Genomic DNA, 21,841 nt, shown 5'->3' on the forward strand with positions numbered 1-21,841 from the left:
TGCTATGTCGATTCAACGCCCTACCCTGGCCGACCTCACCCAAGTCGGCCGCAGCCTTGGCCTGGAACTGGCCGAGCCGCTGCTGAATGAGTACGCACACATCCTCGAAGCCGTGTGGCAGGACTACGACCGCCTCGACGCCATCGCCACCCCGCCCGCACCCCCACGCTACCCACGCGGCCCGGGCCAGGTGCCGACGGACAATCGCTACAACGCCTGGTACGTGCGCACCGATATCCAGGGCGCCGCCAGCGGCAAACTGGCCGGCAAGCGCGTGGCGCTCAAGGACAATATCTGCCTGGCCGGTGTACCGATGATGAACGGCTCATCAACCTTACACGGCTACGTGCCAGACATTGATGCCACCGTCGCCAGCCGCGTGCTGGACGCTGCTGGGCAAATCCTCGGCAAGGCCCATTGCGAGTTTTTCTGTGTGTCGGGCAGCAGCCATACCAACGCCACCGGGGCGGTGCACAACCCGCGTAATCCGGGGCATTCCACCGGCGGTTCGTCGTCGGGCTGCGCCGCGTTGATTGCCGCCGGTGAAGTGGACCTGGGTATCGGCACCGACCAGGGTGGCTCGGTGCGCATTCCGGCGGCCTACTCCGGCATCTACGGCATGAAGCCGACCCACGGTTTGATCCCCTACACCGGCATCATGCCGATCGAAATGACCCTGGACCACGCCGGGATCATGAGCGCCAACCTGGCCGACAACGCCCTGCTGCTGGAGGTGCTGGCTGGCGCCGACGGGCTCGACCCACGCCAGGATCGCGTAGTACCGACCGAGGCCTACACCCAGGCGTTGGGCAAGGGCTGCAAGGGCTTGCGAATCGGGGTGGTGCGCGAAGGCTTCAGCCACGCCAACTCCGAGGCGGATGTGGATGCGGCGGTGCGGCGTGCTGCGGCATTGTTCGAAGGCCTGGGCGCGCGGGTGCAAGACATCTCGATCCCGCTGCACAGCCTGGGCCACGCGATCTGGACCCCCATTGCCGTGGAAGGCACCACCCAATTGCTGCGCGGCTACAATTACGGCTCGAACTGGAAAGGCCTGTATGTGGAAAGCCTGATGCGTGCCCAACAGGACTGGCAGAGCAAGGCCGGGCAATTTCCCCACGACCTTAAAACCTGCCTACTGGCCGGCGGGTATGCCTACCAGCGCTTTGGCGGCCAGTACTACGCCAAGGCCCAGAACGCCGCCCGGCAACTGCGTGCGGCTTACGACCAGCACTTGCAGGATTTCGACGTGTTGCTGATGCCCACCGTGCCGCTCAAGGCGCCCAAACTGCCCACAGCAGACGCTTCGCCCAGCGAGTGGGTGCAACGGGCCCTGGAAATGAACGCCAACACCGCGCCGTTCGACGTGACCGGCCACCCTGCGCTGTCGATCCCCTGCGGGCTTGCCAGTGGCCTGCCAGTAGGCATGATGCTGGTGGCGCGGGATTACGACGAGGCCATGCTGTACCAAGTGGCGCACGCGTTTGAACAACATATCGACTGGGAAAGCCTGACGTCATGAGCACCCCTGACTACAAAGTCGGCCTGCTGTTTTCCCAGAGCAGCCTCACCGCTGCCTCGGAAACCACCCAGGCCAATGCCACTCACCTGGCCATCGCCGAGGTCAACGACGCGGGCGGCATCCATGGCCGGTTGCTGGTGCCGGTAGATGGCCACCCCGGCGCCGAGCCTGCGGACTATCGCGACAGCGCCGTGCGCCTGTGTGACGAACACCAGGTGCAAGTGCTGTTCGGTACTCATATGTCGAGCACGCGCAAAACCGTGCTGCCGGTGGTCGAGAGCCGTCGCCGCCTGCTGTTCTACCCCACGCTCTATGAAGGGTTTGAATACTCGCCGTGGTGTTATTACACCGGCTCGGCACCGAACCAGAACTCGGTGCAACTGGCGCGCTATGTACTGGAACACTTCGGCAACCGCGTGCTGTTTGTTGGCGGTTCCTACGTGTACCCGTTCGAGTCCAACCGCATCATGCGCGAGCTGTTCGAACAGGCCGGCGGCGAAGTGGTGGACGAGATCTACCTACCGTTCCACGCCACCGCCGAAGACTTCGAACGGGTGATGCAACAGGCGCGGGCCACGGCACCGGATGCGATCTACTCGACCATCGTCGGCAGCGATATCCCGGCGCTGCACCGGGCCTATCGCCAGGCTGGTTTCGATCCGGCGCGCATGCCCATCGTCAGCCTGGCCACCAACGAGGTGGATGTATTGCGCATGAGCGCTGAAGAAGCCGAAGGGCATGTGTCGGCGGCGCCGTGGTTTTCCACCTTGCAGACGCCCGCCAGCCAAGCCTTCTTGGCGCGTTATCGGGCGCGTTTTGGTGATGAAGCACCGCTGACAGCGGGGGCCGAAGCCGCGTATTTTCAGGTGCATCTGTTCGCCGAAGCAGCGCGGCGCGCAGAGGGTGGGTCTATCGAAGCACTGCGCCAGGCGTTGGCCGGTGCGCAGTTCGACGCGCCCCAGGGCCGCGTGCAGATCGACGCCGACACCCAACACACCTGGCTGTGGCCACGCATTGCCCGCCTGGACCACCAGCGCCGTTTCGAGCTGGTGGTGCACAGCGAGCAACCGGTCAAACCCAGCCCCTATATGGTCGACTACCAACTGGAAGCGCAGCCATGAGCGGCAGCAGCGCACCTTCATTGCTGCGCGAACTCAAGGGCCTGCGCGTGCTGGTGATCCACCCGGTGGACGCCGAAGCCCGCGTGGTGCTGGACCAGTTGCAGCGCATCGGCTGCATCGTCGAGCAATGCTGGCCGGTGCCCGCGCACTTGCCAGAGCACACCGACGTGGTGCTGCTGGCCGTGGAACTCAGCCAGCGCCTGAACACCCAGGCGTTGGTGGAAGGCCTCAGCGAACAGGCGCCGCCGATCATCGCCGTGGTCGGCTATGAGAACCCTTCGATGCTGCAACTGGTACTGGAAACCCAGCCGGCCGCGGTCATCGAGCGCCCACTGCGGCCGTTCGGCCTGTTGACCCAACTGTTGATGGCCCGTGCCGCCTGGCGTGCGCGCATCGACATGCTGGCGCAACTGCGCAAGTTGCAGACCCGGCAACCGGCAGTCTCGAAGATTTCCATGGCCAAGGCCTTACTCATGGCGCGCCACCGCATCGGTGAAAACGACGCCCACCGGCGCCTACAACGGGATGCCATGGCCAGCCGCACCAGCATGGAGGCGGTCGCGCAAACCATCATTGACGCGGGCCTGCCCCCTCAACCTGAATAAGCAGAGGTTTTTCATGCAAGCTTTCAATTTCAGCACCACCGCCCACCTGATCTGCGCCAGCGGCGCTGCCGCCCAACTGGCCGAACATTGCGCTGCGCGTGGCGCGCGCAATGTGCTGCTGGTGACCGACGCCGGCATCCTGCGGCATAAGCTGCTGGATTCGGTGTTGCCCGGCTTTGCCGCTGCCGATATCCATTTGCAGGTGTACAGCGACGTGCTCGCAGACCCCGCCGAAGAACTGGTGCTAGCGGCCACTGAACAAGCGCGGGCCATGGGCGCCGACCTTATCGTCGGTTTCGGCGGCGGCAGCTCCATGGACACCGCCAAGCTGGTCGCTTACCTCGCCCACCCGATGCAGCGCCAGGGCTTGAGCGACATCTACGGCGTCAACCAGGCCAATGGCGCGCGCCTGCCACTGATCCAGGTACCCACCACCGCCGGCACAGGTTCGGAAGTCACGCCGATCTCCATCGTCACCACCGCCACCGGCAAGTCGGGTGTGGTGTCGCAGCAGTTGCTGCCGGACCTGGCGATTCTCGACGCCCAACTGACCGTGGGCCTGCCCGGCCCGGTCACCGCCGCCACCGGCATCGACGCGATGGTGCACGCCATCGAGGCCTACACCAGCAAGTTGCGCAAAAACCCGATCTCCGACCTGCTCGCCCGTGAAGCCCTGCGCCTGCTCAGCGCCAACCTGGAGCTGGCGGTACGCGAGCCACAGAACCTGGCGGCACGCCAAGCCATGCTGCTGGGCGCGTGCCTCGCCGGCCAGGCCTTCGCCAACGCACCAGTGGCGGCGGTGCACGCGCTGGCGTATCCGTTGGGGATTACCTTCCACTTGCCCCATGGGCTGTCCAACGCGCTGGTGCTCAACCCGGTCCTGGCGTTCAACCTGTCCCACGCCAACGCGCTTTACGCGGAACTAGCGCCGTGTGTGCTGAGTGAGCGATTGGAAGAGGGAGATGGCGCGGCGCAGTTCATTGCCGAGATGCAGCGCATCCACGTCGCAGTGGGTTTGCCGCTGCGCTTGAGAGATGCAGGCGTGACCCTGGAAAGCCTGCCAGAGTTGGCCCGCAGTGCGATGCAGCAACAGCGGCTACTGGTGAATAACCCGCGTGAGGTAAGTGAGGAGGATGCTTTGGCGATCTATACGGCGGCGTACTAGACGACCTCGTTTCATTGGCTATGAACACGTTTGAATGTTGGAGCGGGCTTGCTCGCGAATGCAGAGTGTCAGCCAACCTATTCGTCAGCTGACCCACCGCTTTCGCGAGCAAGCCCGCTCCCACAGGGGACTGGCGGTGGCGTTATCCAGTGCCGGGCACAAATCCAATAGGCCGCACGGGTTCAAGACTTCAACCGCTTCACGCTGGCAAACGTCGACTCCCCACGCGCCTGCTCCAAGGGGTTCATCGGCATCGGAACGTGCTGACGATGAATGATTGGCTTCACCACGATGGACCGCTCACTGTCCGTCGCCGAACGCTCATCACTGGGCGGTACGCCGAAGTACTCGCGGTAGCATTTGGAGAAGTGCGGCGTGGACACAAAGCCACACAACACCGCCAATTCGACGATTGAAATGGGCGTCTGCTTGAGCAACTGCCGCGCCCGAATCAGCCGCAGCCGCAGGTAGTAGCGCGAAGGCGAACAGTGCAGGTATTTCTGGAACATGCGCTCCAGCTGCCGGCGCGACAAGGCGACATAGGTGGCCAGTTCGTCCAGGTTGATCGGCTCTTCGAGATTGGCCTCCATCAACGCGACGATTTCCTGCAGCTTGGGCTGCTGGGTGCCCAGCATGTGCTTGAGCGGCACGCGCTGGTGGTCCTGTTCGTTGCGGATGCGCTCGTACACGAACATGTCGGAGATCGCCGCAGACAGTTCATGCCCATGATCACGGCCGATCAGGTGCAGCATCATGTCCAGCGGCGCGGTGCCGCCGGAACTGGTGAGGCGGTCGCGGTCGAGGGTGAACAGGCTGGAACTGACACTCACCCGTGGAAAGGCTTCCTGCATGGCCGCCAACCATTCCCAGTGCACGCTGCACTCAAAACCGTCGAGCAGCCCGGCCCGGGCCAGTACCCAGCTGCCGGTGCAGATGCCGCCCAGGCGCTTGGAATAACGCGCCTGGCTGCGAAGCCACTTGACCAGTTCGCCGGTGACTGTGCCTTGGATACCAATACCACCGCACACAATCACGGTGTCCGCAGACGGCACAGCGGTGATCGAGCCGTCAGGGGTGACCGGCACGCCGTCGCTGGCCCACACCGGGTTACCGTCCAGGCTTGCGGTGTGCCAACGGTACAGTTCCTGGCCCGACAGTTGGTTGGCCATGCGCAACGGCTCCAACGCAGACGCCAGCGAGATCAGGGTGAACTGGTCCAGCAGCAAGAACACCAGGCTGCTGACAGGCCTCGTAGTCATGGCTGCGAGGCTACGGGAACCGACTTGGGTGCGTGCTCGGGTTGCCGCGCGGTGATCAAGCCGATCAACGAAATCATCAAGGCCAGGCCAATGGTCGAGGACACTTCGAAGCGATGCTCGGGTGTCACTAGCATCACCGTCAACGCGGTGCAGATGAAGGCGATGACGACCCAGGTCAGCCACGGAAACAGCCACATCTTGAAGGTCAACTCGACGTTGCGGCGCAGCAGGATCTTGCGCATGCGCAGTTGCGACACGGCGATCACCAGGTACACCAGCAAGGCGATGGCACCAGAACTGGCCAGCAAGAACTGGAACAACCCGGCCGGCATGAAGTAACTCAACAACGTCACCCCTGCCCCAAGAATCGTGCTGGCAATCACCGCCGCCCTCGGCACACTGGCCGCCGAGGTTTTCTTCAGCATCGCCGGGGCGTCGCCGCGCTTGCCCAGGGAGAACAGCATGCGCGAGGCGATGTAGATAGAGGAGTTCATGCAACTGGCAACGGCGATCAATACCACCACGTCCACCAGCAACTTGGCGTGGGGAATGTTCATCAGCTCCAGTGCCCGCTGATAAGAGCCGACCGACGCCAGCAGCGGGTCATCCCATGGCACCACGGAAATCACCACGAAGATCGACAGCACGTAAAACACACCGATGCGCCACATCACGGAGCGCGTGGCACGGGCGATATTCTGCGCCGGGTTGCTGGACTCGGCCGCCGCAATGGTCACAGCCTCAGTGCCGATAAAACTGAACATGATGGTGATGAACGCACCCACCACTGCCGACAACCCATTGGGTGCAAAACCACCATGGTCCTGCATCAACTGGCTGAGCCCACTGGCCTCTCGCTCGGGCACCCAACCCATCAACACCGCGAAGCCCACGCCGATAAAGCCGATGATCGCCACCACCTTGGCCATGGCAAACCAGAACTCGAACTCGCCGTATTTGGAAACGCTGAACAGATTGGTGACCACCAACAAAAAGATCGACAACAAGGCAAACAGCCAAGCGTCGATCTGCGGGAACCACTGGTTGAGGATATGCCCGGCGGCCAGGGCCTCGATGGGAATCACCAGCACCCAGAACCACCAGTACAACCAGCCGATGGTGAACCCGGCCCAGCGACCGATGGCCTGGTCGGCATAGGTCGAGAACGACCCCGTGTCGGGGTTGGCCACCGCCATCTCCCCGAGCATGCGCATCACCAGCACCACCAACAGGCCGGAGAAAAAATACGCCAGCAACACCGCCGGCCCAGCCGCTGCAATCGCATGCCCGGAGCCGACAAACAACCCCGCACCGATGATGCCGGCGATGGACAGCATGGTGACATGGCGCGGCTTGAAGCCCTGCGCCAACTGGGCGTTGGAGTGGTTCGGGGTCGGGCTATTCATTGTTTTCTTATTCTCGGTGATCGACGTAAGGCCTACTGACTGAAGAGTCAGGCGATCATCATTTTTAATGATGGGGTCACCTTACGCGGCCTGCGTCGTCCGAAAATAGCCTGGGAGCGTCATACTTTGGTCTGATATCGTCATCAAAACCGACCAATGCCTGACCGCTATCAACCCATCGCGATGTGTAATGAGCGGGCTTGTCGACTCGTCGCACCGCCCGCCTTGGGGGGCGGTGCGACGATTCGACAAGCCCGCTCACTACAAGCGAGTGCTGCTGTAGCAGCAGCCTCCCAGCAGGTGCTTCCTGGCCAGCAGTCCGTCTTTCGAAAACGATACAGCAGTTCCTCAATCACTATATTTTTTGCATATTTTTCAGATGCTTACGTTTTATTTCGATCATTGTCATTTTCGGTACGTTTGTTGCGATACCCCCTTAAACGGGCTGCCACACAGACCCGACGTTAGCCTTTCGAGAGCTTTTTGATCTCTCTTCAAAAGCAACAATGGGGAGCACTATGTTCAAGCGCACACACGTATCCATGGCCGTGGCCGTCAGCCTGGGGAGTCTTTACCTCGGCACAGCCCAGGCTGAAGAAACCCTCGACACCAGCAACACGTCAACCCTGGAAAAAGTCACCGTCACCGCCCAGAAGCGCGAAGAAACCGTGCAGGAAGTGCCTGCGCCGATCTCGGTGTTGAGCGGCGATAAAATCCGCCAGGCGTCGTTGAATTCCGCCAATGAGATCACCCGCTACATTCCCAACGCCTCGGCGGGCACCACCGATGGCCATGGCCGACCACGCTGGTGGATTCGCGGCTTGGGCACCGGCGACCAGGGCGCCAACACCGTCAGCCCGGTGGGGATCTACATGGACGATGTGTACATCTCCAATATCAGCGCCACCGGCTTCCCCTTGTTCGACCTGGACCGTGTCGAGGTGCTGCGCGGGCCCCAAGGCACCTTGTGGGGCAAGAACACCACGGGCGGCGCGATCAACTTCATTTCAAAAAAACCGACTTTCAAGGAAGACGGCTACTACAAGCTGGACGTGGGCAACTACGCCAACCGCGCCGTAGAAGGTGCGATCGGCGGTGCGCTGGTAGACGACAAGCTCGCCGCTCGGGTGTCGATCCGTCACCAGGCCAACGACGGCTATAACGAGAACAAGGCCAATGGCAACGATCGCGGCGCGCTGGAAGATGATGCGATCCGCCTGCAATTGCTCGCTGTGCTGTCGGATGACCTGGAAGCCAACGTCAACTTCCACAGCCGCCGCTACCACGACACCGGCAGCTCCAGCACCGTGAACTACGGCACCGGGCTGAACGGGAATAACCAGTTCGGCTACCACGTCGACCCCAAGCAAGGCGACGTGTACTACAACGCCAAGAACACCGCGAGCGTCGAGCAGGACGGTGGCAACCTCAACCTGATCTGGCAGCTGGGTGGCCTGCAACTGACCTCCATCACCGCTTTCGAATCGTTCAAGCGCGACGCCCTTGGCGACAGCGACGGCACCCCGCTGGAACTGCAACGTGGCTACAGCTATGCAGACAGCCGCCAGTTTTCCCAGGAGTTTCGCCTGGCCTCCCCCAGCACCGACCGCCTGAACTGGGTAGCTGGCCTGCATTACTTCAACGAAGACCTCGATGCCAAAAACGCCAACGGCACGCTGAACAACACCTACATCAACCGCAGCTACAACCGCACCGCGTACAACCAAAAAACCGAGAGCTACGCGGTATTCGGCAGCGTCACCTACAACTTCACCGACGACTTCAGCCTCACCGGCGGTCTGCGCTGGACCCAGGAGCGTAAGTCCATCGACCTGAACCGAGTCGCCAGCGTGGGACCGGCTACCTTTGGTGCTGGCGACTGGTGGAACCCGGGCACGGTCACCTCGCCGCTGGGCGTCACCGCAGTACAGGACGAGAGCAACACCTGGAGCGACTGGACCTACGACCTCACCCCGCAATACAAGCTGTCGGAAAACGCCCGGGTGTACTTCCGCTACTCCAAGGGTTTCCGCTCCGGCGGCTATAACGCCGGTGTCACCACTCAATCGACGGTGGCCACGGTCAACCCCGAATACCTCACCGCCTACGAATTGGGGTTCAAGTCCGAGTGGTTCAACGGCCGCCTGAACGCCAACGCCAACCTGTTCTACTACGACTACCAGGACATCCAGCTAAACATCGTGACGGCCGTCAACAACCAGACCGTTTCGCGCCTGGCCAACGGTGCGCAAGGCGAAGCCTACGGGGCCGAATTCGAACTGGAGGCGATCCCGCTGGACAACCTGCACGTCAACTTCGGCCTCGGCTTGCTGCACACCGAGTTCACCGACTACACCTCCGGACCCAACGATTACTCGGGCAACAACTTTGTGCGCGCGCCAAACGTATCGGCGGTGCTCGGTGCCGATTACCGCATCCCGCTGAATGTAGGCGGCGCGGTGGTCGTGGGTACCGACTGGGACACCCGTAGCCGCCAGTACTTTTTCACCAACGATCAAACCCAGAACATGCGCAGTGGCGGCTACACCCTTGGCAATGCACGGCTGACCTATGAACTGCCGGGCGATAAAACCGAGATCACCGCCTATGTACACAACCTCACCGACAAGCAGTACCGCAGCCACACCCTGCCGGGCGGTTTCCAAAGCGCGGGCGTGATGTTTGGCGACCCACGCACCTTTGGCCTGTCGCTGACCAGCCGATTCTGATCAACCCTGGTGGCCGACCATCGTCGGCCACTGCCCAATAAGGCGAACCTTCATGAAGCTTTCACGTTTGCTGTCTACTCGGCTGCTGATGCCGGCGTCCTTGGTGCTCGGGCTGCTCGGCAGCCAGTTAAGCCTGGCCGCCGAGCCCTTGAAAACCGTGCGTATCGCCACTGTGGCGTTTTCCAACGCGGGCATAACCACCTTCAACGGCCCCACCTACTTGATGGACAAGGACCCCTGGCTCAAGGAGCAACTGGCCAAACGCGGCATAGAACTGCAATGGGTACCGGCCGCGACCGCGTCGGTGGGTACCTTCGTCAATGAAGAGTTCGCCAACAAGCGCATCGACTTTGCGTTCTATGGCGACTTGCCGACCATCATCCTCAACGCCTCGGGTATTTCGACCAAACTGCTGGCGGCAGGCGGCCTGGGCAACAACGTGTACCTGGTGGTGCCGCCCGACTCCACGGCAACCTCCATCGATGATTTAAAAGGCAAGCGCATCGCCCTGCACCGTGGGCGGCCTTGGGAATTGTCGTTCGCCAAATTGTTGGAATCACGCAAGCTCGGCTTTGATGACTTCCGCATCTTCAACCTCAACCCACAGGCGGGCGGCGCGGCGCTTAGCGCCGGTCGGGTGGATGGCTTTTTCACTTTGAGCGATGCCTATCTGCTGGAAGACAAAAAGGTCGGCAAGATCATCTGGTCCAGCAAAGAGGCACCAGCGGACTGGAAGATGCGCGCCGAACTGTTTGGTGCCAGCGACTTTGTGGCCCAGCAGCCGGAAGTTACCCAACTGGTGGTGGATGCCTATCTCAAAGCGTTGAAATGGGCGTCGGAGGAGCAACACAAGGCTGAATACATCGAGCTGCTGTCGCGCTCTGGACAGCCGCAGAGCGTGCTATTGCGGGAAGTGGAGGGAGATTCCTGGAAAGATCATTTCAGCCCGCTGATCAACGCCTCACTGCGCCAGCATTATCAGGATGGAATCGCCTATAGCCTACAGGCCAAGCTGATCCGCAAGGACGTCAAGGTCGATGACCTGCTCGATAACCGCTTCGTCGAACAGGGCCTCAAGGACTTGAACCTGGAAGGTGAGTGGAAGTAAACCAGCGGCGGTGAGACCCACCCCGCGGGTGGGTCTTGCACCGCGCAATTCAGGCGGCGTTTTCCAGCAGCTTCTTGCCCTGTTCCCACAGGCCGGTCATGTTCCATTGCTGTTCAATCACGCCCGGGCCGAACTCCTTCGAGCCCCCCAGCCCTTCGGCCAGGCCCTGGAACCAGGCGCCTTCTTCGATCAGCAGAATCAGCTTGGCCACCGAGAGGATGTCCGGCCCCCAGAAGGTCGCGCCACCGTTGGCTTCCAGAATCGCCTGCAGGTGCGGGTTGCGCTCAAGGCTCTCGATGATGAACTCCGGTTCCGGCTGACGGCGGTCCACGTAGATCGGCAGTTCACGGGCAAGCGTCACGCGCTGCGACGCGGCATAACGGATCGGCAATACCCGGTGCGCACTGGCCCAGCCGCCCAGCCATGGCGTGTGCACATGGATCACCAGGTTGACCTCCGGACGCTCGGCGAAGACCTTCGCGTAGCGTTTGCCGTTGCCACCGGCTTTCCTGCCACTCAGGGGCGAGCTGCCGGCGATGGATTCGTCCAGGTGCACTTCACCGTCGTAGTCGGCGACCACTGCACGGATCTCCTCGTCGTCAGCCCACGGGCCAGGCGCATGCAAGGCGATCACCAGGCGGGTTTCAGGTACACGCAGGTAAGCCTGGAACGTGTTGGTGGCAGTCAGGGTGCGCGTGTTTTTCAACACGCGGAAAGCCTTGGCAAAATCGCGCTTGGCCTGGTCCAGGTAGGTCAGTTGTTCGGCAGTCAACACGTGAGTCATGGCAAACACTCCAGCTAATCGATTGAGAATGCCGGACCGCAGGCCTGGCATGACATGCGACAGAGCATTTCCTGTGCCACCTGCATAAGCATCTGTTTTAAATGACTTTTTAACGATAAATAACGAAGGCCCGCACAATTTTGCTGCAACACCAGCATGACCTGCTGATCAACTGCTGCTACATCAGCAGTCGCGCCTCTCTGTGCCCTGCAACTCCAGCCCCGCTGGGCTCCAGGCGTTTGGCACAGCCGTTGCAAATGCTCCGATAACGCGGCTCTCGTCCCGACAGGCCCGAGTTTTTTGAACCTGGAGTTTTGCAATGAGTACCGAATTTTTCTGGCGCCTGCCCCTGGGCAGTGACGGGCACCACTTGGCTACCGACAAGAACACCCGTGGCAGCGCGACTCACCGCGCCGGCAATATAGCGCCCGGCCGGCTGCCGAACGGTGAGCCGGATGGCTTCACCTACATCGACTACATCGCCCAAGTGGCCAAGGCTGCCGAAATCGCCGGTTTCGAAGGCGCCCTGCTGCCTACCGGCCCGGAGCCGTGGATTGCCGCCGCAGCCCTGGCGCGTGAGACCCGCCGGATCAAATTCCTGATCGCCTTCCAGGCCACCTGGACCCTGCCCGCCTACGCCGCCCAGCAAGCGGCGATCTTGCAGAACCTGAGTCGTGGGCGCCTGGACTGGAACATCATCACCGGCGGCAACCCGGCGTCACAGCGCGCCAACGGCGACTTTCTGGAACACGACCTGCGCTACCAGCGCACCGGCGAATTCCTCGACATCATCAAGGGCCTGTGGGAGAACGACTCGTTTTCGTACAAAGGCGACATCTATCAACTGGAGAACGGCTCGCTGCCGCGTGGCCTGACCCAGGAGCGCAAACCCAGCGTGTACTTCTCCGGCTTTTCCGACCCGGCACTGGACGTTGCGGCACGGCATGCCGATGTGTATCTGAACTGGGCGGAGCCGATCGACAAGCTCAAGCCGCACATGGAGCGGGTGCGGGAACTGGCGGACAAACAAGGCCGTGAAGTGCGCTTTGGGATTCGCATCGACTTGTTCGCCCGCGAGACCGAAGAGGCTGCGTGGTCGGAGCTGCGGCGCCAGTACGAGCGTATCGATGCCAAGACCAGTGAATTCATCAAGGGTTTTGCCAGTGGCTCGGATTCGGTGGGCGCGGCGCGTCAGACGGCGTATCACCAGAATTCCCAGCGCTTTGAAGACCTGATCATCGGGCCCAACCTTTGGGCAGGGTTCGGCAAGGCCAAGCCTGGACCGACAATTGGGTTGGTGGGCAGCCATGAAAACGTCGCAGAGCGGTTGGTGGAATATCGGGACGCGGGGTTTTCGACCTTCATTCTGGCGGGCAATCCGCACCTGGAAGAAGCGCTGCGTATTGGCCAGGAAGTATTGCCATTGGTTCACCAGCGCCCTGTGGCAAGGGAGTTGGCACCGGTCACGCCCATCAAGCTGAGCAGTGTCTAGCTGACACCCCCTGCGTTCCGCCAGCGTGGTTGGCGGGGCGCCCAGGATCAAAATCAACGCCAGACCAAAAACTCGGCTCCGACGCTTGGCGTCTTTTCAGAAGCGAATCCATGATCAAGCACTACCCGCTGCTACGCAGCCTCCTTATCTATCGCGAAATGCCTGGGCGCTTTGTGTTGACCGGTTTGTTGTTCATCGTCGTCAGCGCAGGCCTGGCGCTCCAGCAGTGGCTGATCGGGCATGCGCTGAATGAAGTCAACAGCGGCCAGGCCGTCACCCGAATCGCCGACGGCAGCCTGGATGCTCACCGCGCCTGGTTCTGGTTGTGGGCGCTGCTCGCCGTGGCGCTGGTACGCGGTGTGGCCCAGTACGCTGGCGGGGTGTTGTCGCTGATTCTCAGCCAGGCGCTGTTGACACGCCTGCGCGAACGCATCCTGGTACAAGTACAGAACCTGCACCTGGGTTATCACTGGGAACATGGCATGGGCGAGATGATCAGCCGCACCACGCGTGATGCCGACAAGCTGCGCGATGCCCTGATCAGCTTCTGGCGCCAGTTGGTGGAAACCCCGCTGATCCTGCTGGCCACTGTCGGCCTGCTGGCTTGGTACGACCCTTGGCTGGCGCTGATGCCATTGTTGCTGACCGGGTTGGGGCTGTGGATTTTCGTGCGCCAGACCGAGCGATTGCTGATCCTGGACCGTGAAGTCGGCGCCGCCTACGACCGCGTCAACCAGAACCTCAGCGAGGGCATTGGCGGTGTGCGGGTGATCAAGTCGTTTGCGCTGGAGGCTGGACGTATTGAGCGGTTCAGCCAGCAAGTGGCGTTTTTTGCCGAACAGGCGCGCCTTGCTTTGGCGTTTGCCAGTTCACGCATTCCGTTACCGCAGGTCATCGTTGCACTCGGCCATGTGTGGATCTTTATCTATGGCGCCACGCTGGTTCGCGACGGGCAGTTGGGTATCGGTGAATGGGTGACCTCGTTGCTGATCGCGACCACTCTGGTGTTTCGCATCGAAGGTATTGGCCGTGTGATGCAGGTGTTCGCCGATGCCCGCGCGTCCGCCGAGCGGATCTGGCAACTGCTCGATACCCAGCCGGCGATCCAGAGCGGCACTCAAGCCCTGTCGCCACGCCCTTTGGGTGTGCGCTTTGAGCAGGTGACCGTCCAGGCACCCGGAGGTGGCCGTAGCATCCTGCGCAATTGCAGTTTCACCCTGGAGCCTGGTGAAGTCGTAGCCTTGGTGGGTTCGACCGGTGCGGGTAAAAGCCTGCTGGCGAGCCTGTTGCCACGCCTGGCCGACGCCCGACGTGGGGCGGTGATGCTCGGCTCCAGCCGCGAGGGCTGGCAGGACGTGCGCTCGCTCGACCTCGACGCGCTGCGCCGCCGCGTGCAGGTGGTGCCGCAGGAGAGCTTCCTGTTTTCCGATACCCTCGCCGCCAACCTGCGCCTGGCCGCACCCGAAGCCAGTGACGAAACCCTGCGCAGGGGCTTGCACCTGGCCTGCGCCGAGGATGTGCTGGAACGCCTCCCCCATGGCCTCGACACCGCACTCGGCGACCGTGGCGTGACGCTGTCCGGCGGCCAGCGCCAACGCATCAACCTGGCCCGAGCCCTGTTGGCGCGCCCCGATATTCTTTGCCTGGATGACGCCACCAGCGCGCTGGACACCCTCACCGAGCGCCGGGTGATCCATAACATTCGCCATCTGCTGCAAGGCGATGGGCATACCACCACCCTATTGATCGTCTCCAGCAAGCTGTCGACCATCAAGTTGGCGGACCGCGTCCTGGTACTCAACGACGGGCACATCGCCGACAGCGGCACCCACGCCGAACTGGTCGAGCGCAATGGCTTCTACCGCGAGCTGCTGGGAGTCGAACATGACTAATCCATTGCCCGGCAAAGCCCTCAGCGACATCGAAATCGAAGAGGCGCTGGCCAAGAAAGGCCTCGATCGCAGCATGTTCAGTCGCCTGCTGCCACTGCTGGGCCCGGTGCGTTCACGCATTTTGGCGGTGATCGCCCTGGAACTGGTGCTGGTGTTCGCCGTGTTCCTACGCCCTTGGTTTGTGCGCGAACTGCTCGACCGTGGCCTGGTTCAACACGGCAACACATGGCTGCTGGATTCGACACTGCTCGGTCTGCTGGGGTTGGGTCTGGCGGCCACCTGGGGCGCACGTTTCGTACTGGCCGGCGTTTCGCAATACATCGCCGGCAGCGCAGCGATTCAGGTGCTGAACGCCCTGCGTGTGCGGGTGTTCAACCATGTACAGGCGCTGAGCATCGGTTACTTCGACCGGACCAAGGCTGGGCGGATCATCTCGCGCGCAGACCGCGACGTCGACAGCCTGGAAGCGTTGCTGATCCAGGGCCCGCCGGAGCTGCTCGGTGCTTTGCTGCGTTGTAGCGTCGCGTCGATCATGTTGTGGCTGATTTCACCGGTGTTCTTCTTCAGTCTCGCAGCCATCGTGCCGCTGTTGTTTTTTGCCACCTGGAGTTTCAAGAAAATCTCCCAGCGCACCTGGGCCAAGGTCGCGGAAAACCGCAGCCGTTTCACCGCGCATCTGGTGGAAACCGTGGCCGGTGCGCGCATGATCCAACAGTGCGTGCAACAGCAACCCAACCGCCTGCGTTATCGACGCCTGCTGGAAGACTTCAACGAGGCATTGATTGGCGGCAACCTGCGCTCCGGTTGGTTTGCACCGTTCACCGGGCTGCTCGCGACACTAGGCATGGCAGTGCTGCTGATGCTCGGGGCCTATGGCCTGGCGCAAGGCCAACTGACGGTCGGGCAAGTCGCCGAAAGCCTGTTCTACGTCATGCTGTTCCTCGGCCCGTTGCAGGAACTGTCGGATCTGTTCGAACGCTATGCCACCGGCTCCGCGTCGGCACAACGGATCTTCCTGCTGCTTGATACGCAGCCGGAAATCCTCGACAGCAGCACCCCGGTCGCCCTGGAAAAAGCCCGTGGCGCGGTGAATTTCGAACACGTGACGTTCGCCTATCAATCGGGCGCAAAGCCTGTGATCGACGATTTCGTGCTGCGCATTCCTGCAGGCGAAGTCCTGGCGATTGTCGGCCCGTCAGGGCATGGCAAAAGCACCTTGGTGCAGTTGCTCACACGGTTCTACGAAGTGCAGCACGGCGCGGTCACGCTGGATGGCATCGACATCCGGCACCTGACCCAGCAGCACCTGCGCCAAAATATCGGTGTGGTGTTGCAGGACAACGTGCTGTTCAGCGGCTCCATCCTCGACAACCTGCGATTGGCCCGCCCAGGAGCCAGCGATGAAGAATTGATCGCGGCGGCCCACGCACTGGGCGCCGATGAAGTACTGGAGCGACTACCCAAGGCCTATCACACCGAGGTCGGCGCGCTCGGCGCTCACCTCAGCCATGGCCAGCGGCAGTTGGTGTGCCTGACCCGCGCCTTCCTCGCCGACCCAGCCGTGCTGGTGCTCGATGAAGCCACCTCGGCCGTCGACATCCATACCGAACGACGCATCCAGAAAGCCCTGCGCCGCCTGTGCGAAGGGCGCACGGCGATCATCATCGCTCACCGCCTGGCCACCATCCGCGACGCCGACCGAATCGCCGTCGTGCGCAATGGGCAACTGATCGAGCTGGGGGACCATGGCACCTTGCTAGACCGCGAAGGGACCTACGCTGCGCTGTATCGCACTTACGAGCATGCGCTTACCCCGGCCTAGGTATCTCTGACATTTGCACTGCTTTTGCTTTTGATCCTGGGCGCCCCGTCAACCGCTCTGGCGCCTGGCACACCGAATTCGCGAGCAAGCCAGCTCCCACATTTTTTGACCGTGGGTTGCCGACATCAATACACCCACAGGCAGCCGATTGCTGCTGACGCCCCAACGCCCTTGCTGATCGATTGCTGCTACAGCAGCAATCGCAGCCGGACACACCCCACAAACATACGTACAAAGCCCCGTAAATCAGGGCCCACAGCCGCGTGGCATGCCCGTTGCAACCAGAGATCAACAGCTGGACCTGTCGACCCTGATTGCTTTGGAGAAAGCCCGATGTCACAACCCCTCGAAACCCTCTGGTATACCCGTTGCCCCGTGCCAACCGGCCTGGGCATTGCTGTACAAAAAGGCTGGCTGGAAGAAGTCCTTGAACAACAAGGCACACGCATCCAGTCGTTGCGTGAGTCCAGTGAGCAATCCGTGCGCGAATCGCACTTTGACCATACCCTGCAAAACTCGGTACGCCACGGCGGCAATATCCCCGCGATCTGGGCCAAGTCCAGCGGACGCAACACACGGGTGATCGGCCTGTCGTGGGCCGATGAGGTCCAGTTGATCCTGAGCCTGCCCGGCAGCAACGTGAAAACCGTCAAGGACCTCAAGGGCCGCAAGTTCGGCCTACCCCATTGGGTCAACGCGCAAATCGACTTCACCCGCGCACAAGCGCTGCGCGGCCTGGAAAACGCCCTGCGGCTCGAAGGCCTGGAGGTCAAGGATGTTGAGCTGGTGGACTACATCCACGGTGGCACGTTCAGCGATGAGGCCACCCAAGTGGTTGATGGCGTGGCCAACTTCGGCGGGCGCCGCAGCGGTGGCCAGAACGCCGAGCTGGTCGGCCTGTTGCGGGGCGAGGTCGACGCAATTTTCCTCAAGGGTGCCCATGCCGCCCAACTGGCCCATCAGTTCGGCCTGCACACGGTGATCGACACCGGCTCGCACCCCGAGCCGCTGATCCGCTCGAACAACGGCACGCCGCGCACGTTGAGTGTCGACAGCAACCTGCTGGACCAGCACTACGACACCGCCGTGGCCATCCTGTCGTCGGTGGTGCGCGCCGAAGAGTGGGCCTGGACTCACCCTCAGGATACTCGCCGTTTCCTCGCCCACGAAACCAACAGCAGCGAATTCTGGGTCACCGCCGCCTATGGCAGCGACGCGCATCAGCGCCTGCGCACCAACCTCGATGAGCGCTCGATCAACGGCGTGCAGGACTTCACGAACTTCCTGCACCGCTGGAATTTCATCCCGGCGACGTTCTCCGTCAACGACTGGATCGACCCGCGGCCGCTGGAAACCCTGCGCAGCCTGGTCGCCACCCGTACCGGCTGACCCATTGCCCCGGGCAGTGGGCTGCGGCCCCTGCCCGTTTCAATTTTTTGCGCCATGACATGTCTGGACTACCTGCATGAGTAAACCTCTCGATACGCTTTGGTACACCCACAGCCCGGTACCCACGGGACTGGGCATCGCCGTTGAATCCGGCCGCCTGGCCGAAGCCTTTCGCCCGTACGGCACCAATATCCAAGGCTTGCGCGAGTCTTCCGACAGGGAGGTACGCGAGGCACATTTCGACCACCACCTCGACAACTCGGTCCGTCACGGCGGCAACACACCGGCCATTTGGGCCAAGGCCAGCGGCAAGAGCACTCGCGTGCTGGGGTTGTCGTGGAGCGACGAAGTACAACTGATCCTGACCACCCAGGAAAGCGGGGTGAAAACCACCCGGGACTTGCGCAACCGGCGTTTCGGCATTCCCAAATGGGCCAACATGCAGATCGATTTCGGCCGCGCCCAGGCCTTGCGCGGCTTGGAAAATGCCCTGCAACTGGAGGGGCTGGATATCGCCGATGTGGAGTTGGTGGACTACCCCTACGGAGGTACCCACAGCGATGAACCCATCCAGCACGTGTTCGGCGCGCAGATCGCACTGAAAAACCGCCGTCGCAACAACGAGCTGATCGGCTTGCTGCGCGGCGATATCGACGCGATCTTCGCCAAGGGTGCCCATGCCGTGCAGTTGGTCTACGAGTTCGGGCTACATGTGGTAGTCGACACCGGCTCGCACCCGGACCCGATCATTCGCAGCAACATCGGCACACCGCGCACCCTGACGGTGGACCAGCACATGCTCGACGAGCATTTCGACGCGGCCGCGTTGATCGTCGAGACCGTGTTGCGCGCCGAACAGTGGGCCTGGAGCCACGCAGATGAGACCCGGCGTTTCCTGGCCCGCGAGTTGAACACCAGTGAGTATTTCGTCGCCGCCGCCTACGGCGAGGACGCCCATCGCCGATTGGTCACTCGCCTTGAAGAAAAGTCCCTGCTCGCCTTGCAGGACCTGACGCATTTTCTGCATCGCCACCACTTTATCGACCATGCTTTTGACGTGCGTGCCTGGGTAGACCCGCGCCCGCTGGAGTCAGTGCTGGACAAGACCAGGCTGGCCATTTGATGAGCAGCCTGCCCACTGCCGTGGTGCTACCACGCCCGTCAAAACACCGCGCCTGGCTACGGCTAAGCCCACTCAGTTGGCTGGTATCACCGTTGCTGGTGTTGCTGGCCTGGACTTGGGTGGCACAGTCGGGCCGCTACTCAGAGCAGCTACTGGTGCCTCCGGCCGTGGTGTGGGACACCTTCAAGGACCTGCTGCGCAGCGGCGAGCTGTGGGAACACATCCAGTACAGCCTGGCGCGCCTGGGTATCGGCTTCGCCTGCGGTGCCGGTGCCGGGCTCATATTCGGGGTGGTCCTGGCCTTGTCGAAAACCGTCGAGGTGTACTGTTCGCCGCTGTTCCACACGATGCGGCAGATCCCGTCTATTGCCTTGATCCCGATGTTCATCCTGGCCTTTGGCGTGGAAGAAACCTTCAAGGTCCTGATCGTCACCAAGGCGGTGTTTTTCCCCGTGGCACTGGCCACCAGCGAAGGGATCAAGGCGATCCCCCGCAGCTACTTCGAAGTGGGCCGTATCTACCGCCTACCGCTGCGCCATTTGCTCCTGGATATCGCATTCCCGGCGGCGGCTCCACCGACCCTCACGGGAATACGCATCGGCTTGAGCCGGGCCTGGATGGTGTTGGTAGCGGCCGAGTTGCTGGCGGCCGACAGTGGCCTGGGACAGATGATCGAGATGGCGCGGCAGATGATGCGCATCGATATCGTGATGGTCGGCGTGGTGGTGATCGGCGTGATCGGTTTCACCCTCGACTACGGCTTCCGGCTGCTGGAAAAGCGCCTGTTCCGTTGGAAAACCCGTTAGGAGGAGCACATGCACACCTTGATTCACCTGCTGCGTCGCGGGCGTGGCCTGTTACTGCCGGTGGTACTGATCGGCCTGTGGGAACTGGCCTCGCGCCAAGGCGCCGCTCAGGCGTATGCATTCGTGCCGCTGGAGACTATCGGCCAGGGCCTGGTAGACCTGGTCGACAGCGGCGCCCTGTTGATCAGCACCCTGGCCAGCCTGCAACGCACCTGCATCGGCCTGCTGCTGGGTGTGGCCCTGGGTATCGTCGTCGGCGCCGGCATGGCGCTGTCACCGCTGGTCGAGCGTGTGTTCGGGCCGCTGTACCACATCATGCGCCAGGTACCGATCCTGGGGCTGATCCCGCTGATCGCGCTGTGGTTCGGCAGTGGTGAGGGGGCCAAGGTACTGATCGTCAGCCTCGCCGCGTTTTACCCGATGACGCTCAACACCTACGAAGGTTTTAGCCATATCGAACCGCGTTACCGCGAAGTCGGCAGGATCTTCGAATTCGGACCCTGGCAGCAACTGACCCAAGTCCTGCTGCCCAGCGCCCTGCCTTCCCTGGCCAACGGCGTGTTGCATGCCCTGGCATTCGCCTGGGTGAGTTCGGTAGGGGCGGAGTTGTTTTTGTCGACCGGTGATGGCCTGGGCAACCTCATGATGAACGCCGAGGCAGGTTCACGCATGGAAGTGGTGGTGATCGGCGTGCTCTGCATTGGCTTGCTGGGTTATGCCATGAACCAATTGTTTTCGCGCCTAAGCCGGCACTTGCTGCGCTGGCGCGATCTTCGTTGAAGGCTGGATCAAACATGAACGCATCACTCAAGCAACAGTGGCTGGATCACACGGTACAGACACCGGGCTCCCTGGAAATCCGTGGGCTGAGCAAGCACTACAGTATCGAAGGCAAGCCCTTGACAGTGCTTCAGGACATCAACCTGTCGGTCAAACCCGGCGAATTCGTGAGCATCGTCGGCGCAAGCGGCTGCGGCAAGTCTTCACTGCTACGGCTGATTGTCGGTCTGGAAGCCGAGTACAGCGGCGATATTTTGCTCGACGGCGAACGTATCGATGCCACCAGCCTGGAGCGCGGCATCGTGTTCCAGGACCACCGATTGTTTCCGTGGAAAACCGTGGAACAGAACATCGCCGTCGCGCTGAAAAACCATCCCCTGGCGAAAAAAGAAAAGGCGCGGCTGGTGGCCGAGCATATCCAACTGGTCAATTTGCAGGGCTTCGAAAACGCCTACCCGCACCAACTGTCCGGTGGCATGGCACAACGTGCGGCGATCGCACGGGCGCTGATCAACAAACCGAAAATACTTCTGCTCGACGAGCCGTTCGGCGCCCTCGATGCATTGACCCGCGTGCACCTGCAACGGGAACTGCAGCGCCTATGGGTGCAACAGCGCAGCACCATGATCATGGTCACCCACGACGTCGAGGAGGCGCTGTACCTGGGCGACCGCGTAATTGTCATGGACGCTCGCCCAGGGCGCATCAAGCACGAGATCCAGGTCGACCTGCCCCACCCTCGCGAACGCCATTCACCGCGCTTGCAGGCCCTCAAGGATGAACTGCTGACGGAACTGGTCGGCAGTGATCACATCGAGGCGCAACAGCCCTTTTAAAGCGC

General features: G+C 61.9%; 17 protein-coding genes. 14 read left to right on the forward strand and 3 right to left on the reverse strand.

The features are described 5' to 3' along the window. Positions 1–4: 4 nt before the first annotated feature. Genes CFE47_RS10145 through CFE47_RS10160 form a run of 4 tightly spaced genes read left to right on the forward strand, consistent with a single transcriptional unit; the run spans position 5 to position 4,410 of the window. Positions 5–1,519: an amidase gene (locus CFE47_RS10145; protein WP_286836664.1), complete on the forward strand. Its 1,515-nt coding sequence runs from the start codon at positions 5–7 to the stop codon at positions 1,517–1,519. Next, entirely contained in the window at positions 1,516–2,640 is a 1,125-nt protein-coding gene (locus CFE47_RS10150) for a transporter substrate-binding domain-containing protein (protein WP_286836666.1), read from the forward strand. Before CFE47_RS10145 ends, CFE47_RS10150 begins: the two co-directional genes overlap by 4 nt. Then, positions 2,637–3,245 carry an ANTAR domain-containing response regulator gene (locus CFE47_RS10155; RefSeq protein WP_122511183.1) on the forward strand — a complete coding sequence of 203 codons (609 nt, stop codon included), beginning with the start codon at positions 2,637–2,639 and terminating at the stop codon, positions 3,243–3,245. Before CFE47_RS10150 ends, CFE47_RS10155 begins: the two co-directional genes overlap by 4 nt. A gap of 13 nt (positions 3,246–3,258) precedes the next feature. After that, complete coding sequence (locus CFE47_RS10160; protein WP_286836670.1) at positions 3,259–4,410, forward strand: iron-containing alcohol dehydrogenase; 1,152 nt, start codon at positions 3,259–3,261, stop codon at positions 4,408–4,410. Positions 4,411–4,592: 182 nt separating this feature from the next. On the opposite strand, the gene gbdR is transcribed toward CFE47_RS10160, so the two are convergent. Then, complete coding sequence (gbdR, locus tag CFE47_RS10165; RefSeq protein ID WP_286836672.1) at positions 4,593–5,669, reverse strand: choline metabolism transcriptional regulator GbdR; 1,077 nt, start codon at positions 5,667–5,669, stop codon at positions 4,593–4,595. After that, the gene (gene gabP / locus CFE47_RS10170; RefSeq protein WP_286836674.1) at positions 5,666–7,075 is read right to left on the reverse strand and encodes a GABA permease; all 1,410 of its coding nucleotides are present in this window, start codon (positions 7,073–7,075) and stop codon (positions 5,666–5,668) included. Before gabP ends, gbdR begins: the two co-directional genes overlap by 4 nt. Before the next feature lie 518 nt (positions 7,076–7,593). On the opposite strand from gabP, the gene CFE47_RS10175 reads away from it, so the two are divergent. Continuing rightward, entirely contained in the window at positions 7,594–9,804 is a 2,211-nt protein-coding gene (locus CFE47_RS10175; RefSeq protein ID WP_286836675.1) for a TonB-dependent receptor, read from the forward strand. Positions 9,805–9,856: 52 nt separating this feature from the next. Continuing rightward, the gene (locus tag CFE47_RS10180; RefSeq protein ID WP_286836677.1) at positions 9,857–10,912 is read left to right on the forward strand and encodes an ABC transporter substrate-binding protein; all 1,056 of its coding nucleotides are present in this window, start codon (positions 9,857–9,859) and stop codon (positions 10,910–10,912) included. A 49-nt stretch (positions 10,913–10,961) separates the two neighbouring features. Here CFE47_RS10180 and CFE47_RS10185 read toward each other — a convergent pair whose 3' ends face one another. Continuing rightward, a complete protein-coding gene (locus tag CFE47_RS10185; protein ID WP_286836679.1) occupies positions 10,962–11,696 on the reverse strand; it encodes a class II aldolase/adducin family protein in 735 nt (244 codons plus the stop codon). Between the two features lie 319 nt (positions 11,697–12,015). On the opposite strand from CFE47_RS10185, the gene CFE47_RS10190 reads away from it, so the two are divergent. The 8 genes from CFE47_RS10190 to CFE47_RS10225 all read left to right on the forward strand — a co-directional run bounded on the left by CFE47_RS10190 (position 12,016) and on the right by CFE47_RS10225 (position 21,836). Beyond that, positions 12,016–13,188, forward strand: a complete 1,173-nt coding sequence (locus CFE47_RS10190; protein WP_286836681.1) for an LLM class flavin-dependent oxidoreductase — start codon at positions 12,016–12,018, stop codon at positions 13,186–13,188. Positions 13,189–13,298: 110 nt separating this feature from the next. Further along, positions 13,299–15,080, forward strand: a complete 1,782-nt coding sequence (locus CFE47_RS10195; RefSeq protein WP_286836683.1) for an ABC transporter ATP-binding protein — start codon at positions 13,299–13,301, stop codon at positions 15,078–15,080. Further along, positions 15,073–16,902, forward strand: coding sequence for an ABC transporter ATP-binding protein (locus tag CFE47_RS10200; protein WP_286836685.1), 1,830 nt, complete (start codon positions 15,073–15,075; stop codon positions 16,900–16,902). Before CFE47_RS10195 ends, CFE47_RS10200 begins: the two co-directional genes overlap by 8 nt. A gap of 333 nt (positions 16,903–17,235) precedes the next feature. Beyond that, positions 17,236–18,291, forward strand: a complete 1,056-nt coding sequence (locus CFE47_RS10205) for an ABC transporter substrate-binding protein (protein WP_286836687.1) — start codon at positions 17,236–17,238, stop codon at positions 18,289–18,291. 76 nt (positions 18,292–18,367) lie between these two features. After that, positions 18,368–19,414: an ABC transporter substrate-binding protein gene (locus CFE47_RS10210; protein WP_185710133.1), complete on the forward strand. Its 1,047-nt coding sequence runs from the start codon at positions 18,368–18,370 to the stop codon at positions 19,412–19,414. After that, positions 19,414–20,220, forward strand: a complete 807-nt coding sequence (locus tag CFE47_RS10215) for an ABC transporter permease (protein WP_286836690.1) — start codon at positions 19,414–19,416, stop codon at positions 20,218–20,220. Before CFE47_RS10210 ends, CFE47_RS10215 begins: the two co-directional genes overlap by 1 nt. Before the next feature lie 9 nt (positions 20,221–20,229). After that, positions 20,230–21,000, forward strand: coding sequence for an ABC transporter permease (locus tag CFE47_RS10220; protein WP_286836692.1), 771 nt, complete (start codon positions 20,230–20,232; stop codon positions 20,998–21,000). A 14-nt stretch (positions 21,001–21,014) separates the two neighbouring features. Then, on the forward strand, positions 21,015–21,836 hold the full coding sequence (locus tag CFE47_RS10225) for an ABC transporter ATP-binding protein (protein ID WP_286836694.1): 822 nt from the start codon (positions 21,015–21,017) through the stop codon (positions 21,834–21,836). The last annotated feature ends 5 nt before the right edge of the window (positions 21,837–21,841 follow it).

This window comes from Pseudomonas sp. PGPPP1, assembly GCF_002255865.1.
In the GTDB taxonomy this organism is placed as follows: Bacteria; Pseudomonadota; Gammaproteobacteria; order Pseudomonadales; family Pseudomonadaceae; genus Aquipseudomonas; species Aquipseudomonas cremoris.

Coding starts and splice junctions, on each gene's coding strand:
- CFE47_RS10145 (WP_286836664.1), top strand. CDS start 5: ATGTCGATTCAACGCCCTACCCTGGCCGACCTCACCCAAGTCGGCCGC.
- CFE47_RS10150 (WP_286836666.1), top strand. CDS start 1,516: ATGAGCACCCCTGACTACAAAGTCGGCCTGCTGTTTTCCCAGAGCAGC.
- CFE47_RS10155 (WP_122511183.1), top strand. CDS start 2,637: ATGAGCGGCAGCAGCGCACCTTCATTGCTGCGCGAACTCAAGGGCCTG.
- CFE47_RS10160 (WP_286836670.1), top strand. CDS start 3,259: ATGCAAGCTTTCAATTTCAGCACCACCGCCCACCTGATCTGCGCCAGC.
- gbdR (WP_286836672.1), bottom strand. CDS start 5,669: ATGACTACGAGGCCTGTCAGCAGCCTGGTGTTCTTGCTGCTGGACCAG.
- gabP (WP_286836674.1), bottom strand. CDS start 7,075: ATGAATAGCCCGACCCCGAACCACTCCAACGCCCAGTTGGCGCAGGGC.
- CFE47_RS10175 (WP_286836675.1), top strand. CDS start 7,594: ATGTTCAAGCGCACACACGTATCCATGGCCGTGGCCGTCAGCCTGGGG.
- CFE47_RS10180 (WP_286836677.1), top strand. CDS start 9,857: ATGAAGCTTTCACGTTTGCTGTCTACTCGGCTGCTGATGCCGGCGTCC.
- CFE47_RS10185 (WP_286836679.1), bottom strand. CDS start 11,696: ATGACTCACGTGTTGACTGCCGAACAACTGACCTACCTGGACCAGGCC.
- CFE47_RS10190 (WP_286836681.1), top strand. CDS start 12,016: ATGAGTACCGAATTTTTCTGGCGCCTGCCCCTGGGCAGTGACGGGCAC.
- CFE47_RS10195 (WP_286836683.1), top strand. CDS start 13,299: ATGATCAAGCACTACCCGCTGCTACGCAGCCTCCTTATCTATCGCGAA.
- CFE47_RS10200 (WP_286836685.1), top strand. CDS start 15,073: ATGACTAATCCATTGCCCGGCAAAGCCCTCAGCGACATCGAAATCGAA.
- CFE47_RS10205 (WP_286836687.1), top strand. CDS start 17,236: ATGTCACAACCCCTCGAAACCCTCTGGTATACCCGTTGCCCCGTGCCA.
- CFE47_RS10210 (WP_185710133.1), top strand. CDS start 18,368: ATGAGTAAACCTCTCGATACGCTTTGGTACACCCACAGCCCGGTACCC.
- CFE47_RS10215 (WP_286836690.1), top strand. CDS start 19,414: ATGAGCAGCCTGCCCACTGCCGTGGTGCTACCACGCCCGTCAAAACAC.
- CFE47_RS10220 (WP_286836692.1), top strand. CDS start 20,230: ATGCACACCTTGATTCACCTGCTGCGTCGCGGGCGTGGCCTGTTACTG.
- CFE47_RS10225 (WP_286836694.1), top strand. CDS start 21,015: ATGAACGCATCACTCAAGCAACAGTGGCTGGATCACACGGTACAGACA.